This is a genomic window from Rhizobium mongolense subsp. loessense (genome assembly GCF_900099775.1).
In the GTDB taxonomy this organism is placed as follows: Bacteria; Pseudomonadota; Alphaproteobacteria; order Rhizobiales; family Rhizobiaceae; genus Rhizobium; species Rhizobium loessense.
Map to the genome: position 1 here is coordinate 72538 of NZ_FMTM01000003.1, position 21882 is coordinate 94419.

The 21882-nt window shown below is 60.4% G+C and carries 20 protein-coding genes; 7 read left to right on the forward strand and 13 right to left on the reverse strand.

The genetic code is table 11. The annotated features are described in order from the left end of the window. Window positions 1-36 precede the first annotated feature (36 nt). Together BLP23_RS11565 and sbmA are read left to right on the forward strand one after the other, a co-directional pair. On the forward strand, window positions 37-1218 hold the full coding sequence (locus BLP23_RS11565; RefSeq protein WP_092585037.1) for a YbfB/YjiJ family MFS transporter: 1182 nt from the start codon (window positions 37-39) through the stop codon (window positions 1216-1218). A 120-nt stretch (window positions 1219-1338) separates the two neighbouring features. Continuing rightward, window positions 1339-2604 (forward strand): peptide antibiotic transporter SbmA, encoded by a 1266-nt coding sequence (sbmA, locus tag BLP23_RS11570; RefSeq protein WP_092585038.1) that lies wholly within the window; start codon window positions 1339-1341, stop codon window positions 2602-2604. 242 nt (window positions 2605-2846) lie between these two features. Here the strand turns inward: sbmA and BLP23_RS11575 are convergent, their stop codons facing one another. Beyond that, entirely contained in the window at window positions 2847-3845 is a 999-nt protein-coding gene (locus BLP23_RS11575; RefSeq protein WP_092585039.1) for a polysaccharide deacetylase family protein, read from the reverse strand. Between the two features lie 119 nt (window positions 3846-3964). On the opposite strand from BLP23_RS11575, the gene BLP23_RS11580 reads away from it, so the two are divergent. The 3 genes from BLP23_RS11580 (at window position 3965) to der (ending at window position 6768) form a co-directional block, all read left to right on the forward strand. After that, the gene (locus BLP23_RS11580; protein WP_092585040.1) at window positions 3965-4549 is read left to right on the forward strand and encodes an NnrU family protein; all 585 of its coding nucleotides are present in this window, start codon (window positions 3965-3967) and stop codon (window positions 4547-4549) included. A 101-nt stretch (window positions 4550-4650) separates the two neighbouring features. Continuing rightward, entirely contained in the window at window positions 4651-5334 is a 684-nt protein-coding gene (locus tag BLP23_RS11585; protein ID WP_092585041.1) for a tetratricopeptide repeat protein, read from the forward strand. Between the two features lie 15 nt (window positions 5335-5349). Continuing rightward, window positions 5350-6768 carry a ribosome biogenesis GTPase Der gene (gene der, locus BLP23_RS11590; RefSeq protein WP_022714135.1) on the forward strand — a complete coding sequence of 473 codons (1419 nt, stop codon included), beginning with the start codon at window positions 5350-5352 and terminating at the stop codon, window positions 6766-6768. Between the two features lie 105 nt (window positions 6769-6873). Here the strand turns inward: der and BLP23_RS11595 are convergent, their stop codons facing one another. Both BLP23_RS11595 and BLP23_RS11600 read right to left on the reverse strand, forming a co-directional pair. After that, entirely contained in the window at window positions 6874-7311 is a 438-nt protein-coding gene (locus BLP23_RS11595; protein WP_092585042.1) for a hypothetical protein, read from the reverse strand. 447 nt (window positions 7312-7758) lie between these two features. After that, complete coding sequence (locus BLP23_RS11600) at window positions 7759-8199, reverse strand: MarR family winged helix-turn-helix transcriptional regulator (protein ID WP_092585043.1); 441 nt, start codon at window positions 8197-8199, stop codon at window positions 7759-7761. Between the two features lie 154 nt (window positions 8200-8353). Between BLP23_RS11600 and BLP23_RS11605 the strand changes: the two genes are divergently transcribed. Next, entirely contained in the window at window positions 8354-9367 is a 1014-nt protein-coding gene (locus BLP23_RS11605) for an alpha/beta hydrolase (protein ID WP_092585044.1), read from the forward strand. 4 nt (window positions 9368-9371) lie between these two features. Here BLP23_RS11605 and BLP23_RS11610 read toward each other — a convergent pair whose 3' ends face one another. The 9 genes from BLP23_RS11610 to BLP23_RS11650 all read right to left on the reverse strand — a co-directional run bounded on the left by BLP23_RS11610 (window position 9372) and on the right by BLP23_RS11650 (window position 18150). Further along, window positions 9372-10550 carry a glycosyltransferase family 4 protein gene (locus BLP23_RS11610; protein WP_092585045.1) on the reverse strand — a complete coding sequence of 393 codons (1179 nt, stop codon included), beginning with the start codon at window positions 10548-10550 and terminating at the stop codon, window positions 9372-9374. Window positions 10551-10684: 134 nt separating this feature from the next. Next, window positions 10685-11596, reverse strand: coding sequence for a sugar kinase (locus BLP23_RS11615; RefSeq protein WP_092585046.1), 912 nt, complete (start codon window positions 11594-11596; stop codon window positions 10685-10687). 159 nt (window positions 11597-11755) lie between these two features. After that, window positions 11756-12082, reverse strand: coding sequence for a hypothetical protein (locus BLP23_RS11620; protein WP_092585554.1), 327 nt, complete (start codon window positions 12080-12082; stop codon window positions 11756-11758). A 161-nt stretch (window positions 12083-12243) separates the two neighbouring features. Beyond that, window positions 12244-12576: a hypothetical protein gene (locus tag BLP23_RS11625; protein WP_092585047.1), complete on the reverse strand. Its 333-nt coding sequence runs from the start codon at window positions 12574-12576 to the stop codon at window positions 12244-12246. A gap of 136 nt (window positions 12577-12712) precedes the next feature. Continuing rightward, on the reverse strand, window positions 12713-13696 hold the full coding sequence (locus BLP23_RS11630) for an ABC transporter ATP-binding protein (RefSeq protein ID WP_092585048.1): 984 nt from the start codon (window positions 13694-13696) through the stop codon (window positions 12713-12715). Next, window positions 13689-14681, reverse strand: a complete 993-nt coding sequence (locus BLP23_RS11635; RefSeq protein ID WP_074069096.1) for an ABC transporter ATP-binding protein — start codon at window positions 14679-14681, stop codon at window positions 13689-13691. Before BLP23_RS11635 ends, BLP23_RS11630 begins: the two co-directional genes overlap by 8 nt. A gap of 3 nt (window positions 14682-14684) precedes the next feature. Then, on the reverse strand, window positions 14685-15602 hold the full coding sequence (locus tag BLP23_RS11640) for an ABC transporter permease subunit (RefSeq protein ID WP_092585049.1): 918 nt from the start codon (window positions 15600-15602) through the stop codon (window positions 14685-14687). Then, entirely contained in the window at window positions 15599-16522 is a 924-nt protein-coding gene (locus BLP23_RS11645) for an ABC transporter permease subunit (protein WP_092585050.1), read from the reverse strand. The genes BLP23_RS11640 and BLP23_RS11645 overlap by 4 nt, the downstream gene beginning before the upstream one ends. A gap of 47 nt (window positions 16523-16569) precedes the next feature. Continuing rightward, entirely contained in the window at window positions 16570-18150 is a 1581-nt protein-coding gene (locus BLP23_RS11650; protein WP_092585051.1) for a peptide ABC transporter substrate-binding protein, read from the reverse strand. Window positions 18151-18419: 269 nt separating this feature from the next. Between BLP23_RS11650 and bglA the strand changes: the two genes are divergently transcribed. After that, on the forward strand, window positions 18420-20057 hold the full coding sequence (gene bglA, locus BLP23_RS11655) for a beta-galactosidase BglA (protein WP_092585052.1): 1638 nt from the start codon (window positions 18420-18422) through the stop codon (window positions 20055-20057). A gap of 46 nt (window positions 20058-20103) precedes the next feature. Here the strand turns inward: bglA and ade are convergent, their stop codons facing one another. After that, window positions 20104-21801, reverse strand: a complete 1698-nt coding sequence (ade, locus tag BLP23_RS11660; RefSeq protein ID WP_092585053.1) for an adenine deaminase — start codon at window positions 21799-21801, stop codon at window positions 20104-20106. Window positions 21802-21882 lie beyond the last annotated feature (81 nt).

The window sequence follows — 21882 nt, forward strand, 5'->3', positions numbered from 1 at the left end:
TTGTCCCCGCCATTGTGCAGCGCGATAAAGCCAAGCATGTTGGTACGCAGCGATACCGAACCAGTGAACCTATTCCGGACGGCGCTTGCCGGCATGATCGCGATGTCGGCGGCCATGGGTTTCGGCCGGTTTTCCTATACGCCGATCCTGCCCGGCATGATGAGCGGCGTGCCGCTTTCGGCCGCCGATGCAGGCTTCATCGCTTCGGCCAATTTTGCAGGCTATCTCGCTGGCGCCGTGCTTGCCACTTACAGCTGGGCCGCCGGCCGTGAACGCAAGGTCGCGCTCTCGGCGCTTCTGGCGAACGCGCTGCTGCTTGCCGCCATGGCCGCCACGACGTCCGTTCCGGTCTTCGCTGTCATCCGTTTTCTGGCCGGATTGGCAAGCGCATTTGCGATGATCTTCACCTCGTCGATCGTCTTGAGCCATGGCGCTGCGGCGGACAACGACCACGTTCAGGCGGCGCATTTCGGCGGCCCGGGTGCTGGCATTGCGCTCTCTTCGGTCATGGTGATGCTGATAGGTTTCATCTTTTCCGGCGCCTCCGGCTGGCGAGCCGACTGGATCGGCGGTGCGATCTTTTCGGCAATCAGCCTCGCCGCCGTTTGGGTTTTGCTGCCATCGGCGCCGGTACGATCAGGCAATGCCGGCAAGGAGCCGCTGATCGTCTGGAACCCGCCTGTGGCCCTGCTCACGGTTTCCTATGGCATCTTCGGTTTCGGCTACGTGATCACCGCCACCTTCCTCGTCGCAATCGCGCGCATGGACGCGGCGGGGCAGACGGTCGAATTCCTTTGCTGGTTCATCGCTGGGCTCACGGCAGCCGTTGCGCTTTTTGCATGGCGGCCGCTGGTATATCGGCTTGGCCTCGGCTGGGTCTATGTCGCCGCTCTGTTGATGGAGGCGGTCGGGGTTCTCGCAACCGTGCTTTTGCCGCATTCGATGGCACCGCTGATCGGCGGCGCTCTCTTCGGCGCCACCTTCCTCGCCATCACCGCCTACGGGCTGCAGATCGGCCGCAAGCTGGCTCCGGAAAGCGCGCGCCGCATCTTCGCGACAATGACCGCCGCCTTCGGTCTCGGCCAGATCATCGGCCCCATCGTCGCGGGCTGGATTGCCGAGCAGACGGGCAGCTTCACCATGCCGACCTTTATCGCTGCCGCAGCCCTCATCCTGTGCGCCGCCCTTGTGCTTCCCGTCATCAAGAGATTGGGATAAGCCGTTACAAATGCGTAACAATGGGCCGAACCCATTGCTGCCTTCTTCGAACTGCCATAGTTTCCGGCACAATCAGCTAGCTGATACTCCCAAGATTCCAGTTCAGGAAAGCGACTGCTCGTGTTCCATTCCTTCTTCCCGCAGCCGAAACTCTTCTTCCCGTCGGTAGCCATCTGGGCACTTATCTGTATCGCCGTCTGGTATGGCGTCGGAGAATCGACGGGTCTTTCTCTAGGCTTCGGGCCGCTTCCCGAGGGGCAGGAGCCCCCAATCGGACTCGACTTTTTCCTCTTGCCCGACAATCTGTTTTTTTACGCTTTCTTCCTGATATGCGTCGGTCTCTTCTGCGGTTTTTGGCACCTGCGAGCGAAAGACCATCCTTGGAGGCTCTGGTCCGTATGGGGTTCTGCGCTCATTATCATGGCGACATATTTCGGGGTTCAGATTTCCGTTGCCATCAACAACTGGCGCCGTCCGTTTGGTGATACGTTGCAGAATGCGCTGGCGAAAACGGCCCCTGTCACCGTCTGGGACTTCTATAGCCTTATGCTGATCTTTGCGCAGATCGCGTTTCTCAGCATGTTCGTGTCAATCATCACTGATTTCTTCACCAGCCATTATGTATTTCGCTGGCGAACGGCCATGAATGATTTCTACATGTCCAAGTGGGAGAAGCTTCGCCATATCGAGGGTGCTGCGCAGCGTGTTCAGGAAGATACGATGCGTTTTTCGAGCATTCTTGAAGGCCTTGGCATCAACCTGATCAATTCGGTGATGACGCTGATCGTATTCCTGCCGATCCTGTTTGCGCTTTCAAGTTACGTCTCCGAACTGCCGATCGTCGGTGAAATTGGGCATACGCTGTTCTGGCTGGCGCTCTTCTGGTCCGCGTTCGGAACGGTGCTTCTCGCCGTCGCCGGTATCAAGCTGCCGGGATTGAACTTCCGCAACCAGCGCGTGGAAGCTGCTTACCGCAAAGAACTGGTTTACGGCGAAGATTATGCCGACCGAGCCCAGCCGCCGACGGTTAACGAGCTGTTTGCGAACGTCCGCCGCAACTATTTCCGGATGTATTTCCACTATCTCTATTTCAATGTTGCCCGGTACTTCTATCTGCAGGCCGACGCGCTGTTCGTGACCTTCATGCTGGTGCCGACGATCGTGGCGGGAAAGATCACCTATGGGATCTATCAGCAGATCCTGACGGCCTTCGGCCAGGTCAGCAACTCCTTCCAGTATCTCGTCAATTCCTGGACGACGATCATCGAGCTTCTGTCGATCCACAAGCGTCTCAGGGCCTTCGAGGCGGCGATCGACGACGAGCCGTTGCCGGAGATCGATCAGCGCTATCTCGAGCGTGAGGGCGTCGTCCAACCGGACGGCTAAGACATGGGTCGCGCTTCGCTGGAACGTCCCGTTTTCGGCAACCCGCTCACCCGCCTGCCGGCGCTCGTGGTGACGTTTACGTCACTCCAAAGATAGAGGGTGGCGGTGTGGCTGATCAATGCTGGGAGCAGAAATAAGGGTGGCGCGCCCCATTTGCCCTTCTCCCCAGCGGGGAGAAGGTGCCCGAAGGGCGGACGAGGGGGCGGCCCGGCAGGAGTTTCAAAGGGCGCGCAGGGGCACGCTCAAAGCCCCGAAGTTTCCTGTTCCTGCAATTTCCCGCGCGCCTCGATCATCGGGATCGCTTCCGCGTAGCTGACGCAGGCAACATCCGTTCTTCGGCAGACGTCGCTCACCAGGCGGTCGAGCGCACGCCAATAAGCGCCGCCGTTCATTTCCACGAAGTGGAACCCGAGCTGGAGGGGAATGCGGTCTCCGGCATATTGCTTGTCGAATGCTTCTTTGAAAGCCGCGTAAGCGCGCTCTTCGAAGACCTTGCTGTCGGTCTTGTCTTCTTCGCCCTTGGAATGGCGGATGAAGAGGTTGTAGTCCATGCCGATAACCGGCTTTTCCTTCGGACCTTCGGGGATCAGCGGCAGGCCGAAGCGGATGATGCCGTCTTCGACGACGGGCGTGGCCGGACCCTTGGTGACGAGGCTGGCGTCATAGGAAAAGCCGGCCTTCTTCTGCGCAGCGATCATGTCGCCGCCCGCCGTTGCGGAAAGATAGGGTGCACGAAAACCCTTGATGCCGTGCTCGACCAGATCCTGCCAGCCTTGCGGCTCGTCAAGATCGACGCTTTTCCAAGCATTCTTCAGCGTCGCCTTGAAGGTCGCGTATTCGGCGGACCAATCGGCCTCGCTCCATTTGCGGCCGTCGAAATGGCCGCAGGCGTGGCTCGAAATATCGTGGCCTTCGAGATGCGCATGCCAGATGTTGCCGAGCCGCTCGCGGATTTCGTCGTCGCTTTGGGCAAAGCCGACATTGGACTTTCCGCGTTTCTGATGAGGGGCTTGGTAGGCTTTCTTCGCAGCCTGATTCATCAGGAACGTGCAGGAGAGAAAATACGTGAAGTGCGCGCCGTTCCTTGCTGCCATCTCGCGGCTCTTCTGCCACAGCGCGTTGTCGTGGGCGCCATCGAAGGACACGATCACCAGCTGCTTCGGCGGCTGGTCGGCTGCCTGGGCGGGAAGGGAGGTGAGGAAGGAAAAGCCGAGGCAAGCAGGGAAAATGAAACGAAACATGGGCACCGCAACAATTGTTTGCGGCTTTCCTGTTACAGAATTGCGGCAAAGCTGCGGTGCCGCTGGCATTTTCCTGCGGCTGCGGCTAAGCCTCGGGAAACGGATAGGAGACGCGCGCCATGGCCTTGCTTATCGTCGGCATCATACTTTTCCTCGGTATTCATCTGGTGCGGGTGGTTGCACCCGGTTTCCGCCAATCGATGATCGCAAGCCTCGGCGAGAACGGCTGGAAGATCGCCTATTCGATCGCAAGCCTTCTTTCGCTGATCCTGCTGATCTATGGTTTTGGCCAGGCGCGGCAGGTGACCGGCATGCTGTACATGCCGCCGGTGTGGATGGCGCATATCGCAGTGACGCTGATGCTGATTGCGCTCATCTGTCTTGCCGCCTCGCTGCTGCCGGCGGGGCACATCGCGGTTCGGACCAAGCATCCGATGGTGCTTTCGGTGAAGATCTGGGCGCTTTCGCATCTGCTTGCCAATGGCGAGACCTCGTCCGTCCTGCTGTTTGCGGCCTTCCTCGCCTGGGGCGTCATTCTCCGCATCGCCCTGAAGCGGCGCGAGCGGGCGGGCGAGTTAACGCTGCGGCCCTTCGTTTCAGCCAAGTATGATCTTTATGCCGCCGTCATCGGCGTTGTTGCCTGGGGGCTGCTGATCTGGAGAGCGCACGAATGGCTGATCGGCGTTTCGCCGCTTGCCGTGTGACGAATCTTTGCGATCCCCCTTACAAGTGCCGCAAAATGGAGTAGAAGGCCCAACAATATGCGGCAACGCATGCAATGGGCTTATCCGTGCCGGAGACGAGAATGGCATTCAACGACGACAGCTTCATCCGTGAAGTCAACGAGGAACTTCGTTCCGACCAGATGAAGGGCGCATGGCGCCGTTTCGGCCGCTATGTCATCGCCATCGCCGTTCTGATCGTGGTCGGTACGGCTGGCAAAGTTGCCTTTGACTACTGGGACGACAACCGCTCGTCCGGCACCGGCGACCAGTTCCTGGCGGCGATGAAGCTTGCCGACGAGAACAAGAGCGACGAGGCGCTTGCCGCGCTCGCCACGCTCGAAAAGGAAGGCCACGGCGCCTATCCGGTTCTCGCCCGCATGCGTGCAGCCTCGGTCCAAGCGCAAAAGGGCGACAATGCCACGGCTACCGCCGCCTTCGAAGCAATCGGCAAGGACCAGTCCGTTCCGGAAGCCGTCCGCGATGCCGCCAGGATGCGCGCCGGCTGGCTGCTGATCGAAAGCGGCACTTACGAGCAGGTTTCCGCCGCCGTCGAGGAAATGGCCATTCCGGCGAACGCCTTCCGCCACTCGGCCCGCGAAGCGCTGGGCCTTGCCGCCTACAAGGCCGGCAACATGGTGCAGGCCCGCCAGTGGTATCAGGCGATCGCCGACGATGCCGCAAGCCCGCGCAACATTGCAAACCGCGCCCAGATCATGCTTGATAATATCACCGCATCCGGCAAGGCGCCCGCCGCGCAGGGCTGAATCTAAGGATCTCTAATGAGCTTTACGGTCGCGATCGTCGGTCGCCCGAATGTCGGCAAGTCGACGCTTTTCAACCGCCTGGTTGGGAAGAAACTGGCGCTCGTCGACGATACGCCGGGCGTTACCCGCGACCGCCGGCCGGGCGATGCGCGGCTGATCGACCTCAAGTTTACGATCGTCGATACCGCCGGTCTCGAGGAGGCCGATGCCGAAAGTCTGCTGGGGCGCATGCGTGCCCAGACGGAAGCTGCAATCGACGAGGCCGATCTGTCGCTGTTCGTCGTCGATGCCAAGACCGGTCTGACGCCGGTCGATACTGCCTTGGCCGAAATGCTGCGCCGCCGCGGCAAGCCGGTGGTCCTTGTTGCCAACAAGGCCGAAGCGAAGGGCTCCGATAGCGGTTTCTACGACGCCTATACGCTCGGTCTCGGCGAACCGACGCCGATTTCGGCCGAACACGGGCAGGGCATGCTCGACCTGCGCGACGCGATCGTCGCCGCACTCGGCAAGGAGCGCGCCTATCCGCCGAAGGAAGATGTCGCCGTTACCGACGTGGACGTTCCGCGGTCCGAAGTGGAGGGCGAAGAGGATGAAGAGCCCGCCTACGACGATACCAAGCCGCTCCGCGTTGCAATCGTCGGGCGGCCGAATGCCGGCAAGTCGACGCTCATCAACCGCTTCCTCGGCGAAGACCGGCTGTTGACCGGGCCGGAAGCTGGCATCACGCGCGATTCCATATCCGTCGAGTGGGATTGGCGCGGCCGCACGATCAAGATGTTCGACACCGCCGGCATGCGCCGCAAGGCGAGGGTGATCGAAAAGCTGGAGAAGCTTTCGGTTGCCGATGCGCTGCGCGCGATCCGTTTTGCCGAACTTGTTGTCGTCGTCTTCGACGCGACGATCCCCTTCGAGAAACAGGATCTGCACATCGTCGACCTGGTGCTGCGTGAAGGCCGTGCGGCCGTTCTCGCCTTCAACAAGTGGGACATGATCGAGGATCCGCAGGCGGTTCTCGCCGACCTGCGCGAAAAGACCGATCGCCTGCTGCCGCAGGCGCGCGGCATCCGCGCCGTTCCGATTTCCGGCCAGACCGGACGCGGGCTCGACAAGCTCATGCAGTCGATCATCGATACCGACAAGGTGTGGAACAAGCGCATTTCGACGGCGCGGCTCAACCGCTGGCTGGAGCAACAACAGGTGCAGCATCCGCCGCCGGCCGTTTCCGGCCGCCGCATCAAGCTGAAATACATGACGCAGGTAAAGGCCCGCCCGCCGGCCTTCATGATTTCGTGCACGCGTTCCGACGCGCTGCCGGAATCCTATACGCGCTATCTCATCAATGGTTTACGCGAGGATTTCGACATGCCAAGCGTGCCGATCCGCATCCATTACCGCTCGCCCGACAATCCGTACGAGTCGAAGAAGAAGCGGTAGCCGCCTTTCACTCCTGTTCGGGAAATGCGCCGCCACACGGCGCGCGGAAAAGCTGGAGCTGCCGAGCGGGCCGCTCCAGCAATGACCCTGCGAAACTTGGCGCTCCTAGTCGAGGAACGCCGCGCGCAGCCGATGGAACATGCCGCGCTTTCCTTCAGCGTAGAAAGAGCGGATTTGCCGGGCAGCGGTTGCAGCGTTTACCGTAGCGCCGAAGTGGCAGTAGCAGATGACCTTATGCAGCTCCCTGTCGGTCAACTCGAAAAACCGCTTAGCTTCGCCATATGTGTCGTTTTCCATCCCGGCTGCACGCAGCACAGGATCCTTGAACGCGACGGAGATCGGCGAATTGTCGGCGCGCATGATGTCGCGCCCTGCTTCCGGCTGATATTCTGTCTGGTGCAGTGTCGAGAGATGCCGATTAGGGAACTGCTCGAGGATCTCTGCCCAGCGCTGCAGGCGCTCGCTGCGCGACATCTGCCGGCGCGGCTGATCCGGGTTGACGTTTGCGACGGTCCGCAGTTGGTCAAGTGCTTGATGTTTCATTTTAGCCTCCGATTCAGACGATGGCTGCTCCGCCCCCTTACGCTTTTGCCCTAGAATAAGATTGACTCTTGCGGGCGCGGAAGTCCAATCACGATGCTCATCGAGGCGGCTTTTTGCGTCATCGTCAGCGTTTTCGGGCAGGCCTGATTTGCTGGCGGGCGATCAAGATCCACTGACCGGCAAAGTCATCGTTTCTTGCTCTGCAAAACATGCAGGGGCGTACAAAAGTGAAAGGATGACCACGGCGCGACCGACACAAATCGCACCTCAGATAACGCCTGGCAGGGAGCGCTGCACGCTGGGACTTTCGAGCACAAATACCGGTGCTACGATTTTGCAATTGCACCGTCTGTTGCAGCTATGGCGTTGCGCCCGCTCGCCGATGCCTGGTGTTAAGCCGGAAGGCGAAGTCGGTGTCTGCCACTCGACAGCTAACATTCGCCCTTTTCAGGCCTCGACACTTTTGTTCAAAGCCTCGCGGAGGGCCACGATCTCGGCCTGCAGGCGCGCGAGGCCTACGGCATCAAGGCCGGTAGCGCCGGCGATGCAGTCGGGAATCGCGGCGGCCTTTTCTTGCAGTCCGATGCCTTCGCCGCTCAGGCGGATGACGACGACGCGTTCGTCTTCCTTACTGCGCTCGCGACGGATATAGCCGGCGGCTTCGAGGCGCTTTAGCAAAGGGGTAAGCGTGCTCGATTCCAGGAAGAGCTTTTCGCCAAGGCCCCCGACGGTCTGGCCGTCTTCCTGCCACAGCGAGACCATCACCAGATATTGCGGATAGGTGAGGCCGAGCGCGTCGAGCAACGGCTTGTAGACGCGGTTCATCGCGTGGCTTGCCGTATACATGGCGAAGCAGATGAAATTGTCGAGCTTTGGTTGCACCTGCATGGCATTTCTCCAGAAATACATCAATTTATATCGTGCGATAAATAATAGCAAGCGATTCTAGCGCATAACAGCCATGCACTATTTTCAGTAGCGCAAGAAACAATCGTGCGCGATATAAAATTCGCAACGAACTGCAAACTGAGAGGAAAAGACAATGTCGACCATCAAGACCGCACTTTCTGCAGCAACGATCTTGGCCGCCTCCGCCCTTGGCGCCGCTGCCGATCCCGTGCTGGAACCGGCCACGCAGAAATTCATCGATGCAGTTGCCGGCAGCAAGCCGATCTACACCTTCTCTCCGGCTGAGGCTCGCAATATTCTCGCCGGTGCCCAGAAGGGCGAGGTGAAGAAGCCCGCAGCGCATGCAGAAACCAAGACCATCAAGGCCGGCCCAACGGGCAGCATCAAGCTCCGGATCGTCCGCCCTGAAAATGCCAAGGTTGCGCTGCCGGTCGTCATGTATTTCCACGGCGGCGGCTGGGTGCTGGGCGATGCCGATACGCATGACCGCCTCGTCCGTGAGATTGCCAATGGCGCCAATGCTGCGGTCGTTTTCGTCGATTACGAGCGTTCGCCCGAGGCGCGCTATCCGATCGCCATCGAGCAGGCCTATGCCGCAACGAAGTATGTCGTCGAGCATGCCCAGGAGTTTAAGGTCGATGCGCGCCGCCTCGCCGTTGCCGGTGACAGCGTCGGCGGCAACATGACAGCGGCCGTCACCCTACTTGCCAAGGCGCGCGGCGGCCCGGCCATTAATCAGCAGGTACTGTTCTACCCGGTGACCGACGCCAACTTTGAGACCGGCTCATACAATCAATTCGCCAACGGCCCGTGGCTCACGAAGGAAGCGATGAAGTGGTTCTGGAACGCTTATCTGCCGGACGAAGCCAAGCGTAAGGAGCCGACGGCAACGCCGCTCAATGCTCCGCTGGAACAGCTGAACGGCCTGCCGCCGGCGCTTGTGATCACCGATGAGAACGACGTGCTGCGCGACGAAGGCGAGGCCTATGGCCGCAAGCTGTCGCAGGCCGGCGTGAAGGTCACCTCGGTCCGCTATAACGGTACGATCCACGACTTCGTGCTCTTGAACGCCATCAGCGAAACCCCGGCCGTCCGCAGCGCCATCACGCTTGCCAACGACACGCTGCGCAGCGCTCTGCACAACTAATAAATCAGGTTCCGGATTTCACCGGGCCGGCGGCATCGCCGGCCTTTCTGCTTTTGGGTAAGGTCTTGGCATATTGCCAGGCCTTCTTCCACTTCGGCGTAATGACGCCATTGGCGGCGCGGATATTGTTGATGAACTGCTGCGTTGCCGCTTCCCAGGAATATTGCAGGGCAAGATCCCGTGCCTTCTCGCGTGAGGCGGACAATGCGCCGAGGCAGGCCGCCTGCAGATCTTCGTCCAGTGCGCCGACTTCGCCATCCTCGCCGATGATGTCGAGCGGGCCGGTGACGGGATAAGCGGCAACGGGAACGCCGCAGGCAAGCGCTTCCAGAATCGTATTGCCGAATGTATCGGTCAGCGACGGGAAGACGAAGACATCGGCCTGCGCATAGATCCTAGCAAGCTCCTCGCCGAATTTCAGGCCGGTGAAGAGCACGTCCGGATAGCGCTTTTCCAGCTCGGCGCGGGCAGGGCCGTCGCCGACCACGACTTTGGAGCCGGGCAGGTCAAGATCGAGGAAGGCAGGCAGGTTTTTTTCCAACGCCACCCGTCCAACCGTTATGTAGATGGGGCGCTGCAGGCCGAAAGGCTTTTCTTCCGGTGCCATCGGGCGGAACTGCGTGGCGTCGATGCCGCGGCTCCAGGGCATCAGGTTGCGGATGCCCTTTTCCGACAGTTCGCGGGCAAGGCTCGGCGTTGCCACCATGCAGCCGGCGCCGGAATTGTGGAACCACTTCACGAAGGCGTAGAGCCAGCGCTTTGGTATCGGTAGACGGGCGGAGACATATTCCGGGAAGCGCGTGTGGTAGCTGGTGGAAAACGGCATACGGTTCCTCAGGCACCAGCGCCGCGCCGTCAACCCGAGCGGGCCCTCGGTGGCGATATGCACATAGGACGGCTTGTGTTTTTCGATCTCGCGAGCGACCCGACGGTAATTGGCGATCGAAAGTCGAATTTCCGGATAGGTCGGGCAGGGGAAGCTACTGAAGCGCTCGGGCGTCACCATGGACACTTCGACCCCCAGTTTCGCGAGTTCGCGGTTGGTATTCTCGATCGAGCGGACAACGCCGTTCACCTGCGGATGCCAGGCGTCGGTGACGATCACCAGCCTCTCCGGCAAGCTTCCAGGCGCGGTATCGGCCCAGCTCTCGCTGCGATAGTTATTCGACGGATGTTGCAGCATGTCCCGTTTTCCATCCACGCCGCGCCGTATCGGACGGCAACGGCACAACCCCAAGCGGGCGTAAGGAACGTGATTCCCGCGTGCTTATTTTGAGGCTTCTCTGTGATGGATTTATTACAGGCTGCTGATCGGGCTCAGAGCCCGAGCTTATCCCTTGCCACGAGTGCACCGTGCTCGCTGACGACACGCGCAGCAACCTTCACTGCGAAACAGGCACTGGCGACCGCATCCTTCGTCTCGAGATATTTGGCGAGGAACGCACCGTTGAAGCTGTCGCCGGCGCTGGTGGTATCGACGACCTCGTTGACCTTTTCGGCCGGCACGAAGTTCTGCTGGCCGGCAAAGTCCAGCGTGGCGCCGTCGGCGCCGTTCTTGATCAGCACGTTCGGTGCGCCAAGGGCACGGTAGCGATGGATGGTGGCTTCGATGGAGTCGTCGCCGAAATGCAAGGCCTCGTCGTCGAAGCTCGGCATGACGAGGGAAGAGGAGCGGGCGCCTTCGCTGATCGTCGTGTGCATGACGTCATAGCTCGTCCAGAGGCGCGGGCGGATGTTCGGATCGAAGACGACGAATTTCCCCGCAGCCTTGGCGCGGCGGGTTTCGGCAAGCAGCGTGTCGGCGTCTTCGCGCGGCAGAATGGCGAGCGTGATGCCTGAAAAATAGACGACGTCAGAGCCTTCGATCGCTTCGCGCAATCGGTCGGGATCGGCGGCAAGCTGCCTGGCGGCGGAGTTGTCGCGCCAGTAGCTGAAGGAGCGTTCGCCGTTCCTGAGGTTGATCATGTAAAGGCCGGGCGATTTGCCCTTGATGCGCCTGATGAGCTTCGTGCCGATGCCTGCTTCTTCGAAGAAGGCGATCATCTCGTCGGACATGGCGTCATCGCCAAGCGCGGTGAAATAATCGACGCTCCAGGCGGGCTGCATGCAGGCGCGAGCGTACCAGGCGGTGTTCAGCGTATCGCCGGCGAAACCCTTTCTCAGCAGGCCGCCGCCTGCCTGCGAAAGCTCCACCATGCACTCACCGATCGACAAGAACCGTCCGTTCAAAACTGCCTCCCGAAAAATCTCCGCGTCTGCTGCTTACGCGCAGAGGCGTTTGGAGGCAAGCACCGGCATTGCCGGTTGCGGCCTGTTTGCCGAACGGTAGCACCGGAAGAGCCAGCCCGCTCTGTTTGCGAGGCAGGTTTGAAGACCAAAGGCGGATTGCTATTCGTGGATCGTGTAGCTGCCGAGCTGGCAGAGATCCTGCGTGTCTTCGGTCGCATCGAGCTCGGAAGCCTCGTCGAATTCGAAACGCATGTCGTATTTGCAGACATCGCGGCCATCGGCAATGGTGATGCTGATCGTTTCGCCCGGTTTCAGGACCTGCTCGCCGAAAACATCATCCTCCCACTCTTCGATGCCCGTCGGAGAGGTGTAGATACGCGTCAACTCGGACTGGGTGCCGTTGATGAGATTGAACGCCAGATCTTCGGCCCGGGCTGGAAAGGCGGTCGCAAACAGCAGCGCTGCATTTGTATACCATGAAAGAATCCCCCACCCATGATTGGGCAGAACCCTCTTAGCGGAGGCCAATGGAAGGGCAATCGTCAAGACGTTACAGTCTCACCAAACGGGGCATACCGACCCGGAAATAGTTGGTGAACAAGCCCGCCGGTGTGACGGCGGGCTCATGGCGCAAATCGTTCGTTTGCCTATCCGATCTCCGGGCAGCCGCGGCGGTTGGCGAAGACGATGCGGTCCGGGCCGTAACGCGTCCAGCCTTGTACCGTGACGCTGCGTCTCGTCACACGGACGACCTCAGGTCGGCGGAGGCCGGAATCGCGAGCGGCGATTTGTGCCTCGCGCGGGCTGCAGCCCCGGCGGTAGTCGTCGCGATAACGATCATAGCGATCGCGTTCGTAGATACGCACGCCGTCCGGGCCGATACGGAACTGGACGTCCTGAGCCTGAGCAAAGGACGCGGGCGCGACAGCGCCTAGTGTGAGCGCCAGCACAAGGCCGGCATTGGATATCAGCTTGAGCAATTTTTCCTCCTTCGGAACCCTGCAGTGACCCGCATGCTGTAAGGGGAGAACTGCCCCGAAGCGCGATTGTTCCGCTCCGGGGCAGGCGCTGGGCAACGCGCGTGTTGCGCGCGAGCTGACCCAGAGCGGACGCGATTTACCGGTCCATATGGTAACAGGCTGCCGTTTGACCCGGGCGCACATGCTCGGTCGGCGGCATTTCCGTCCGGCAGATATCCGTCGCCTTCCAGCAGCGAGGCGAGAAGACGCAGCCCTTTGGCGGGTTCAGCGGCGAGGGCGGATCGCCCTGAAGGCGGATGCGTGTGCGCTGGCGGGCAAGTTTCGGATCGGGGATCGGTGCGGCCGAAAACAGTGCCTGCGTATAAGGATGCGCAGGATGTTCGAAGACCGTCTGGCAATCGCCGGCTTCCACCACCTTGCCGAGATAGAGCACCAGCACGTCGTCCGAGATCAGCCGCACGACGGAAAGGTCGTGGCTGATGAAGATCAGCGTCAGGCCGAACTCTTTCCGGAGCCTGCGCAGCAGCGTGATGACCTGCCCCTGGATCGAAACGTCAAGGGCCGATACCGGCTCGTCGCAGATGATGAGCTTCGGCCTCGTCACCACCGCGCGGGCAATGCCGATGCGCTGTGCTTGACCGCCGGAAAATTCATGCGGGTAGCGGTTGATCATTTCCGGCACGAGGCCGACAGCGCTCATGATCTCGCGAACACGTTCGAGGCGCTGCGCTTTGGAAAGCTTCGGCTCGAAGACGCTCAGCGGCTCGGCGATGATGTCGCCGACCGTCATGCGCGGGTCGAGCGATGCGATCGGATCCTGGAAGATGATCTGCATGTCGCGGCGCGCGGCGCGCATCTCTTCGTCCGACAGGTCCAGCAGATTGCGGCCCTGCCAGAGGATGCGGCCCTCCTGCGAGCGTAGGAGCCGCAGGATGGAGCGGCCGAGCGTGGACTTTCCGCAGCCGGATTCGCCGACGATGCCGAGCGTGCGGCCCTCCTTCAAGTCGAAGCTGACATTGTTGACGGCCGTCAGCATCACCGGCGGCTTGAAGAAGCCTTTGGAGGGCAGTTCGAACTGGGTCGTCAGGTTCTCGACCCTCAACAGCGATCGTTCAGCCATGATTGAGAAGCTCCTCGATACGCGGGAAGGGGTGGAAGCAGGCTGCGCAATGGCGCGGTGACAGCGTTTCGAGCGGCGGCGGACGATCGATGCAATCGTCTTCTACCTTGGGACAGCGCGGCGAGAAGTTGCAGCCTTTCGGCAGGTGCTGCAGGTTCGGCGGCCGCCCGGGAATGACGACGAGCTGGTCGACGTCCTGGTCCGGGCGCGGGATCGCTGCGTGCAGTGCCGCCGTATAGGGATGTGCCGGATTTTCAAAGAGCTCATCGACCGGCGCTTCCTCGACGATGCGGCCGGCATACATGACTGCGACGCGATCGGCGAGGCCGGCAACGACGCCAAGATCGTGGGTGATCATCGCGAGCGCCGTATTCATCTCGGCCGTCAGATCGTTGAAGAGATCGAGGATCTGGGCCTGGATGGTGACATCGAGCGCGGTGGTGGGCTCGTCGGCAATCAGGAGCTTCGGCTTGGTAAGCAATGCCATGGCAATCACGATGCGCTGGCGCATGCCGCCCGAGAGCTCGTGCGGATAGAGGTTGAAGCGGCGCGTGGGGTCGGGGATGCCGACCCGCTTCAGCATATCGAGCGCTTCGGCAGAAGCTGCGCGCGCCGTGAAACCGCGATGAACCTCAAGCTGTTCCGTCAGTTGGCGGGAAATCCTGAGAGACGGATTCAAGGCGGTCATGGGGTCCTGGAAGACCATGGCCATGTCCTTGCCGCGCACCTGATCGAGTTCACGTGGCTTCAGCGACAGCACATCCCTGCCTTCGAGCAGCGCCTGGCCGCTGGTCTTGCCGTTCTTGGCGAGCAACCCCATGATGCCTAGGAAGGTCTGGCTTTTGCCGGAGCCGGACTCGCCGACGATCGCGATGCGCTCGCCGCGCTTGATCGTGAGGTTCATGTTGGAGACGGCCTTCACCTGGCCGTCCGGCGTTTCGAAGGTGATCGAGTAGTCTTTGAGTTCGAGAAGGTTGTCGGTCATCGTTTAGCGATCCTTCGGGTCGAACGCGTCGCGCAGGCCGTCGCCGATGAAGAGCAGGCTGAGCAGCAGGGCGACGAGGAAGCTTGCCGGGAAGACCAGCAGCCAGGGCATGCTTTCCATTGCATCGGTGCCTTCGGCAATCAGCGTGCCGAGCGAGGTCAGCGGCTCCTGAACGCCGAAGCCGAGATAGGAAAGGAAGCTCTCCGTGGCGATGATTTCGGGAACGGTAAGTGCCGCAAAGATGACCACCGGGCCGACGAGGTTCGGAATGACGTGCTTGAGGATGATCTTGAAAGGCCTCTGCCCTGAGGCGCGTGCAGCCTCGATGAATTCGCGCTGCTTGATCGACAGTGTCTGGCCGCGGACGATGCGGGCCATGGTCAGCCACTCCAGCGCGCCGATCGCGGCGAAGAGCAGATAGACGTTACGGCCGAAGATCACCATCAGCAAGATTACGAACAGGATGTAGGGGAGTGCATACATTATGTCGACGAAACGCATCATGACCGAATCCAGCCTGCCGCCGATATAGCCGGAGACGGCGCCGTAGAGCACGCCGATGACGACGGAGACGACGGTTGCCGTCAGCGCGACGGCAAGCGAGACGCGGGTGCCGTAAAGCACGCGGGCCAGAAGATCGCGGCCGTTCGGATCGGTGCCGAAGTAATGCCCGCTTGCAAAGTCCGGAGGTGTGCGGAAGGCGGCCCAGTCCGGATCTTCATAGTTGAAGGGAATGAAATAAGGGCCGAGAAAGGCGAGGAGGACGAGCAGCGCCAGCACCGCGATGGAGATTACCGCCGCCTTGTTGCGTGACAGGCGCCGAAGCGCATCCTTGGTGAGCGAGCGGCCTTCGGGGGCTAGGCCTTCGGCCTGCAGCAACTCGGCGGCGAGCAGCTCGCGTTTTGCGGGGTTGAGGATCATCGGTTTCTCACTTTCGGATCGAGCCACGCATAGGCGATGTCGACGAGAAGGTTGAGGAAGACGATCAGCACCATGTAGAAGATGACCGTTCCGAGAACCATGCCGTAGTCGCGGTTCAGCGCTGCAGTGATGAAATAGCGGCCGATGCCGGGCAGTCCGAAGACGCTCTCGACAACCAGCGAGCCGGTGAGAAGATAGCTTGCCGCCGGTCCGAGATAGGAGACGACGGGCATCATGGCGGGCTTCAGCGCGTGGCGCATGACCGTCAGGCGCGGACCGATGCCTTTTGCCTTGGCCGTCCGGATGAAGTTCTGGTTCATGACCTCGATCATCGAGCCGCGTGTGATGCGCGATATGCGTCCGGCATGCGGCAGCGCCAGAACGACGATTGGCATGACAAGGAATTTGAAGGAGCCGTCACCCCAGCCGCCGACTGGAAGCCATCCGAGACGGATACCGAAAACGAGCTGCAGGATCGGGGCGATCAGGAAGTTGGGAAGCACGACGCCGATCAGAATGAGTGCGCCCAGGACATAGTCGGGCGTCTTGTTCTGGTAGAGCGCTCCCAGACAGCCGACGGTAACGCCGACAAGGATGGCGAGCAGGAAGGCGGCGGTGCCGATCGTGAAGGTATAGGGCAGGCCGATCAAGATCTGCTGCCCGACGGTGAAATCTTCGCTGGCGAAGGACGGACCAAGATCGCCTTTCAACAGGTCGCTGACATATATCATATACTGCTGGATCAGCGGCTTATCCAGATTGTAGTGGGCCGCAAGGTTCTTCATGATGACCGGCGGCAATGGCCTTTCGCCATCGAAGGGGCCGCCGGGGGCAAGGCGCAAAACGAAAAAGCAGGCTGTGACGGCGATCCAGAGAACGGGGATCGTCGACAGCAATCGACGGAGTGCATATTTGATCATGATCGTGGGCCGGCCCTTCCCGCAGACCGCGGGAAGGGCCGTTTTCCTTACTCTTTCATCGACAGCCAGCGCGTACGGTGGATGTCCTGCACGTTGTCGACGAAGCCCTCGATCTTCGGCGAGACGACGTTCTTCGAGACGTAGTAGTAGATCGGCAAGGCGGCGGAATCGTCCAGCGCCAGCTGCTCGGCCTTCTTGAAGATTTCGGCGCGCTTGGCCAGATCCGTCTGCGCGTTGCCTTCCTTGATCAGCTTGTCGTATTCGGGGCTAGACCAGCGGCCATAGTTCATCTGAACGCCGGTAACGAGCAGGTTCAGGAAGTTGTCCGGATCGTTGTAATCGGCAAGCCAGCCGGCGCGGCCGATTTCCACTTCACCACTTTTCAGCTGATCATAATGCACCTTGGTCTCGGCATTGACGAGTTCGATATTCACGCCGAGCGGCTTCCACATGGCGGCAATCGCCACGGCGATGCGCTTGTGGTTGTCATTGGTGTTGTACTTGAGCTGTGCCTTTAGTGGATGATCAGGGCCGAAACCTGCTTCCGTAAGCAGTTTCTTCGCTTCGACGACCTTCTCGCTGTAGGGCAAATCTTTCCAGGAGACGTAGGCCGGCTCGCCGTAGTTGGCCGTACCCGGCGGCACCCACGAATAAGCCGGCAGTTCACCCGTTCCGAGAATCTGCGGGCCGATGACCTCGCGATTGATCGCCATGGAAAGAGCCTGGCGGACGCGCTTGTCGCTGAATGGCGGCTTGGTCGAGTTGATCACGTAGTAATAGAGGCCGGAGAACGGAGCCACGTGGGCCTGACCGGGCAGGTTCTTCTTCATCCATTCGTACTGATCGGTCGGGAAGTCCGTAAGGATGTCGAACTCGCCGGCGCGGTAGCGCTTCAGCGCGGCTTCCTGGTCTTCAAGCACGAAGAACTTCGCGCCGTCGATCTTCAGATCTTTGACACCATAATATTGGTCGTTCTTGACGGTTGTAACGTGCGATCCAGGCACCCACTCGACGGGCTTGTAGGGGCCGTTGGTGACGATGTTACCGATCTTGACCCAGTCCGCGCCCTTGGCTTCGACGACATGTTTCGGCAGCGGATATGCGGTGTAGTGAGTCAACGCGCCGATGAAATACGGTGTCGGGGCTTCGAGCGTAATCTCGAGCGTCTTATCGTCGATTGCCTTGACGCCCAGCTGGTTGAAATCGGTGATCTCGCCCTTGTTGATCTTTTCGGCATTCTTGATGGTAAACTGCAGATAGGCGTAGTCGGCGGCATTCTTCGGGTCCATGAGGCGCTGGAAGGCGAAGACGAAGTCTCCGGCCGTTACCGGCTGGCCGTCGGACCACTTGATGCCGTCGCGCAGCTTGAAGGTGTAAACTTTGCCGTCATCCGAGACGGTCCAGCTTTGGGCCTGGCCCGGAATCGGATCGAGCTTAGCATCTTCAGCCACCAGCCCTTCGAAGATGTCGCCGGCAATGCGATTCTCCCAGTCGCCGGAGAGCTTTTGCGGATCGAGCGATGCCGGATCGCCGCCATTGTGGATATTGAGCGTGACCGCGTGGGCCGAGAAAGCCAGCAATGTGCCAAGCATTGCTGAGGCTAGAAATTTTTTCGTTGTATGGGTCATATTGGGCCACCTTTCCAGGCTTTTTTGCCTATTCTTAGTCATTTGTTCCCGGTTTTTGACCTGTTACGTGCAAGTCAATGCGCACCTTATCGCAAAGGTTTGGCGTTGCAACCCCCAATGAAAGAGGGTTGCTCGAGGTGTGGACAAGCCCGTGGGCGGCGTTTCCTTTTCTATGTGCGTCCCGCCCAAAAGAGGTCGCCGGCGCAGTTGTTTTTTGTTTTCCGGGCTTTAGTCTGTGCGCATTTCGAATGGCGCGGAGAATCCGGCAAATGGCGATACAGGCAGCGGAGTGGTGGCGGGGTGCGGTCATCTATCAGGTTTATCCACGATCGTTTCAGGATACGAACAGTGACGGTCTCGGCGACCTCAAGGGCATTACCCGCCGCCTCCCTCATATCGCCAATCTCGGCGTCGATGCGATCTGGCTTTCGCCCTTCTTCAAATCGCCGATGGCTGACATGGGCTACGACGTCTCGGACTACTGCGACGTCGATCCGATCTTCGGGACGCTCGATGATTTCGACGAGATGATGGCTGTTGCCCATTCGCTGAAGTTAAAGGTCATCATCGACCAGGTGATCTCCCATACGTCCGACCAGCATCCGTGGTTTGTCGAAAGCCGCTCGAGCCGCACGAATCCCAAGGCGGACTGGTATGTCTGGGCCGACCCGAAGCGCGACGGCACGGCGCCGAACAACTGGCTTTCGATCTTCGGCGGGCCGGGCTGGGAATGGGATGGCGTACGGCGGCAATATTACCAGCACAATTTCCTGACCTCGCAGCCGGACCTCAACTTCCATAACAGGGAAGTCCAGGATGCGGTGCTGAAGACCGTGAAGTTCTGGCTCGACCGCGGGGTCGACGGCTTCCGGCTCGATACGGTCAACTATTACTTCTGCGACAAGCTGCTTCGCGACAATCCGCCCCATGAGCCGGATACGAGCGACGGCGGTCTCGATGCACCGGACAGCAACCCCTACGGCATGCAAAACCATCTCCATGACAAGACGCAGCCGGAAAACCTCGATTTCCTGAAGCGCTTCCGGACGCTGCTCAATCAATATGAAGCGCGAGCGACGGTCGGCGAGGTCGGTGACGGCGCGCGGTCGCTGAAGACTGTCGCGGCCTATACGAGCGGCGCCGACAAGCTGCACATGTGCTACACCTTCGATCTGCTCGGACCGGATTTCACGGCCGCGCATATCCGCAACTGCGTCGAGACCTTTCAAAAGACGGTTGTCGACGGCTGGGTGTGCTGGGCCTTCTCCAACCACGACGTCAAGCGCCATGTGAGCCGTTTCGCAAAAGCCGAGGAGGAGCGGCCGATGATCGCCAAGCTGGCAATTTCCGTGTTGGCGGCGCTGCGCGGCTCGATCTGCCTTTATCAGGGTGAAGAGCTGGGACTTGCCGAAGCGGAACTTGCCTTCGAGGATCTGCGCGATCCTTACGGCATCCGCTTCTGGCCTGCCTTCAAAGGTCGCGACGGATGCCGCACGCCGATGCCCTGGGAGGCCGGCAAGGCGCATGCAGGCTTCACGTCGGCAGAGAAAAGCTGGCTGCCTGTTCCCTACGAGCAGGCAGCCCTTTCCGTCGATACGCAGGAAGAGGACGTAAACTCGGTCCTTACTCATTATCGCCGGATGCTGGAATTCCGGAAGCGGCATCCAGCGTTGCTTGACGGCGATATGGATTTCATCGGTACAAATCAGGATCTCTTGGCATTCACACGCGAGAAAAATGGAGAGAAACTGCTCTTCGTCTTCAACCTGACCCGCAAGCCGGCGGAGTTCAGATTGCCCGTGGGAATGACGCTTGGCGAGCACGTCGACATGCCGGGCTCTGGCGAATTGGCTGGAAAAGAGTCGATCCAGCTTGAAGCGCTGAGCGCGCATTGTAGCCGCATTTGACGCAGGCGGTCGAAGGGATCACTTCAACGGCTTATCAAAATGCCTTTCACCCGATCAGCACAAACCGGTCCACGTCCACCATGCCCCGGTCCGAAATCTTCAGGTGCGGGATCACGGGCAGCGGCAGGAAGGCGAGCTGAAGGAAGGGTTCTTCCAGCGTCGCGCCGAGCGCGTAGGCTGCCTTTCGGAGATGGTGGAGAGTGTCGCGGACCGTTTCGTAAGGTTCGAGGCTCATCAGGCCGGCGACGGGGAGGGCGATTTCGCCCGTCACCTTGCCGTCCTCGACGACCACGAAGCCGCCTTTGATTTCGCCGAGGCGGTTGGCCGCGAACGCCATATCATCCTCGCTGACGCCGACGACACAGATGTTGTGGCTGTCATGGCCGACGGTGGAGGCGATCGCTCCTTTCTTTAGACCAAAGCCCTGGACGAAGCCGTTGGCGTGGTTGCCGTTCTTGCCGTGACGCTCGATGACAGCGACTTTGATGATGTCGTTTTCGAGATCGATGCCGGTCTGGTTTCCCTTTGCCGGAAGGCGATGCCGGCGAAATTCGGTGATGATCTTGCCGGGGGTGACACCGATGACCGGCGTCTCGCCTTCGGTGGCCGGGACGCCGAAATGAGTGGCGCTGACGGGTCGCGCCTTCACGCTGTCGAGACCCACTGGCGCGACCGGCTTGCGGGTGGCGAAGAGTTCATCGCTGACGCGGCGGCCGGCAGAGAAGACGATCTCGGCTTTGCAGCGCTCCAGGCTATCGATGACGGCGAGATCGGCGCGCCAGCCAGGCGCGATGAGGCCGCGATCCATCAATCCGAAGGCGCGGGCGGCGGAGATCGAGGCGGCGCGGTAGATCGCAAGCGGCTCGACACCGCTCGCAATTGCGGTGCGGATCATGTAGTCGAGATGGCCCTGCTCGGCAATGTCGAGCGGATTGCGGTCGTCGGTGCACAGCGCGAGATAGGGCGACAGACGCTCGGTGATGATCGGCATCAAGGCCTTCAGGTCCTTCGAGACCGAACCTTCGCGGACGAGGATGTGCATTCCTTTGCTGATCTTTTCGAGGGCCTCTGCTACAGTCGTGCATTCATGCTCGGTGCGGATTCCGGCCGCGAGGTAACCGTTGAGGTTTATCCCGCGCAGCAACGGGGCGTGACCGTCGATATGGCTGCCCTGGAACGCTTCTAGCTTTTCCATGCAGACCGGGTCCTTGTGGATCACGCCGGGGAAATTCATGAACTCCGCAAGGCCGATGACCTTGGGATGATCGCGGAAGGGCAGGAGCTTCTCGATCGGCAGATCCGCCCCGGATGTCTCAAGATGCGTGGCAGGCACGCAGGAGGAGAGCTGGACGCGGATATCCATGATCGTTTCGAGCGACGAATCGAGGAAAAACTGGATACCGTCGGCGCCGAGCACATTGGCGATCTCGTGCGGATCGCAGATGGCGGTGGTGACGCCATAGGGCAGAACGCAGCGGTCGAATTCATGCGGCGTGACGAGTGAGGATTCAATGTGGAGATGCGTGTCGATGAAACCTGGAACGACGATCTTGCCGGAGATGACGATCTCGGTTTCCCCCTCATATGTGCCGCAGGTGCCGACGATGCGGTCGCTGCCGATGGCGATGTCGGATTCGACCAACTCGCCGGTCACGAGATCGAAGAAACGTCCGCCTTTCAAGACGATATCGGCCGGCACGCGGCCTGTGCCCTGGTCGATGAGGCGTTCGAGCTTGGTGGTCATGGACATCCTCGTTCTGGCTATCCGTCCGTTATAGCTGAAGTGCCGGACAAAGCGCTATAAGCGAGACTGCTCCACAAATGA

Excerpts from the sequence above, each read along its gene's own strand:
- BLP23_RS11635 (WP_074069096.1), bottom strand. The coding sequence starts at position 14,681 with ATGACCGACAACCTTCTCGAACTCAAAGACTACTCGATCACCTTCGAA.
- der (WP_022714135.1), top strand. The coding sequence starts at position 5,350 with ATGAGCTTTACGGTCGCGATCGTCGGTCGCCCGAATGTCGGCAAGTCG.
- bglA (WP_092585052.1), top strand. The coding sequence starts at position 18,420 with ATGGCGATACAGGCAGCGGAGTGGTGGCGGGGTGCGGTCATCTATCAG.
- BLP23_RS11605 (WP_092585044.1), top strand. The coding sequence starts at position 8,354 with ATGTCGACCATCAAGACCGCACTTTCTGCAGCAACGATCTTGGCCGCC.
- BLP23_RS11585 (WP_092585041.1), top strand. The coding sequence starts at position 4,651 with ATGGCATTCAACGACGACAGCTTCATCCGTGAAGTCAACGAGGAACTT.
- BLP23_RS11645 (WP_092585050.1), bottom strand. The coding sequence starts at position 16,522 with ATGATCAAATATGCACTCCGTCGATTGCTGTCGACGATCCCCGTTCTC.
- ade (WP_092585053.1), bottom strand. The coding sequence starts at position 21,801 with ATGACCACCAAGCTCGAACGCCTCATCGACCAGGGCACAGGCCGCGTG.
- BLP23_RS11600 (WP_092585043.1), bottom strand. The coding sequence starts at position 8,199 with ATGCAGGTGCAACCAAAGCTCGACAATTTCATCTGCTTCGCCATGTAT.
- BLP23_RS11595 (WP_092585042.1), bottom strand. The coding sequence starts at position 7,311 with ATGAAACATCAAGCACTTGACCAACTGCGGACCGTCGCAAACGTCAAC.
- BLP23_RS11650 (WP_092585051.1), bottom strand. The coding sequence starts at position 18,150 with ATGACCCATACAACGAAAAAATTTCTAGCCTCAGCAATGCTTGGCACA.
- BLP23_RS11575 (WP_092585039.1), bottom strand. The coding sequence starts at position 3,845 with ATGTTTCGTTTCATTTTCCCTGCTTGCCTCGGCTTTTCCTTCCTCACC.
- BLP23_RS11565 (WP_092585037.1), top strand. The coding sequence starts at position 37 with ATGTTGGTACGCAGCGATACCGAACCAGTGAACCTATTCCGGACGGCG.
- BLP23_RS11610 (WP_092585045.1), bottom strand. The coding sequence starts at position 10,550 with ATGCTGCAACATCCGTCGAATAACTATCGCAGCGAGAGCTGGGCCGAT.
- BLP23_RS11630 (WP_092585048.1), bottom strand. The coding sequence starts at position 13,696 with ATGGCTGAACGATCGCTGTTGAGGGTCGAGAACCTGACGACCCAGTTC.
- BLP23_RS11640 (WP_092585049.1), bottom strand. The coding sequence starts at position 15,602 with ATGATCCTCAACCCCGCAAAACGCGAGCTGCTCGCCGCCGAGTTGCTG.
- BLP23_RS11580 (WP_092585040.1), top strand. The coding sequence starts at position 3,965 with ATGGCCTTGCTTATCGTCGGCATCATACTTTTCCTCGGTATTCATCTG.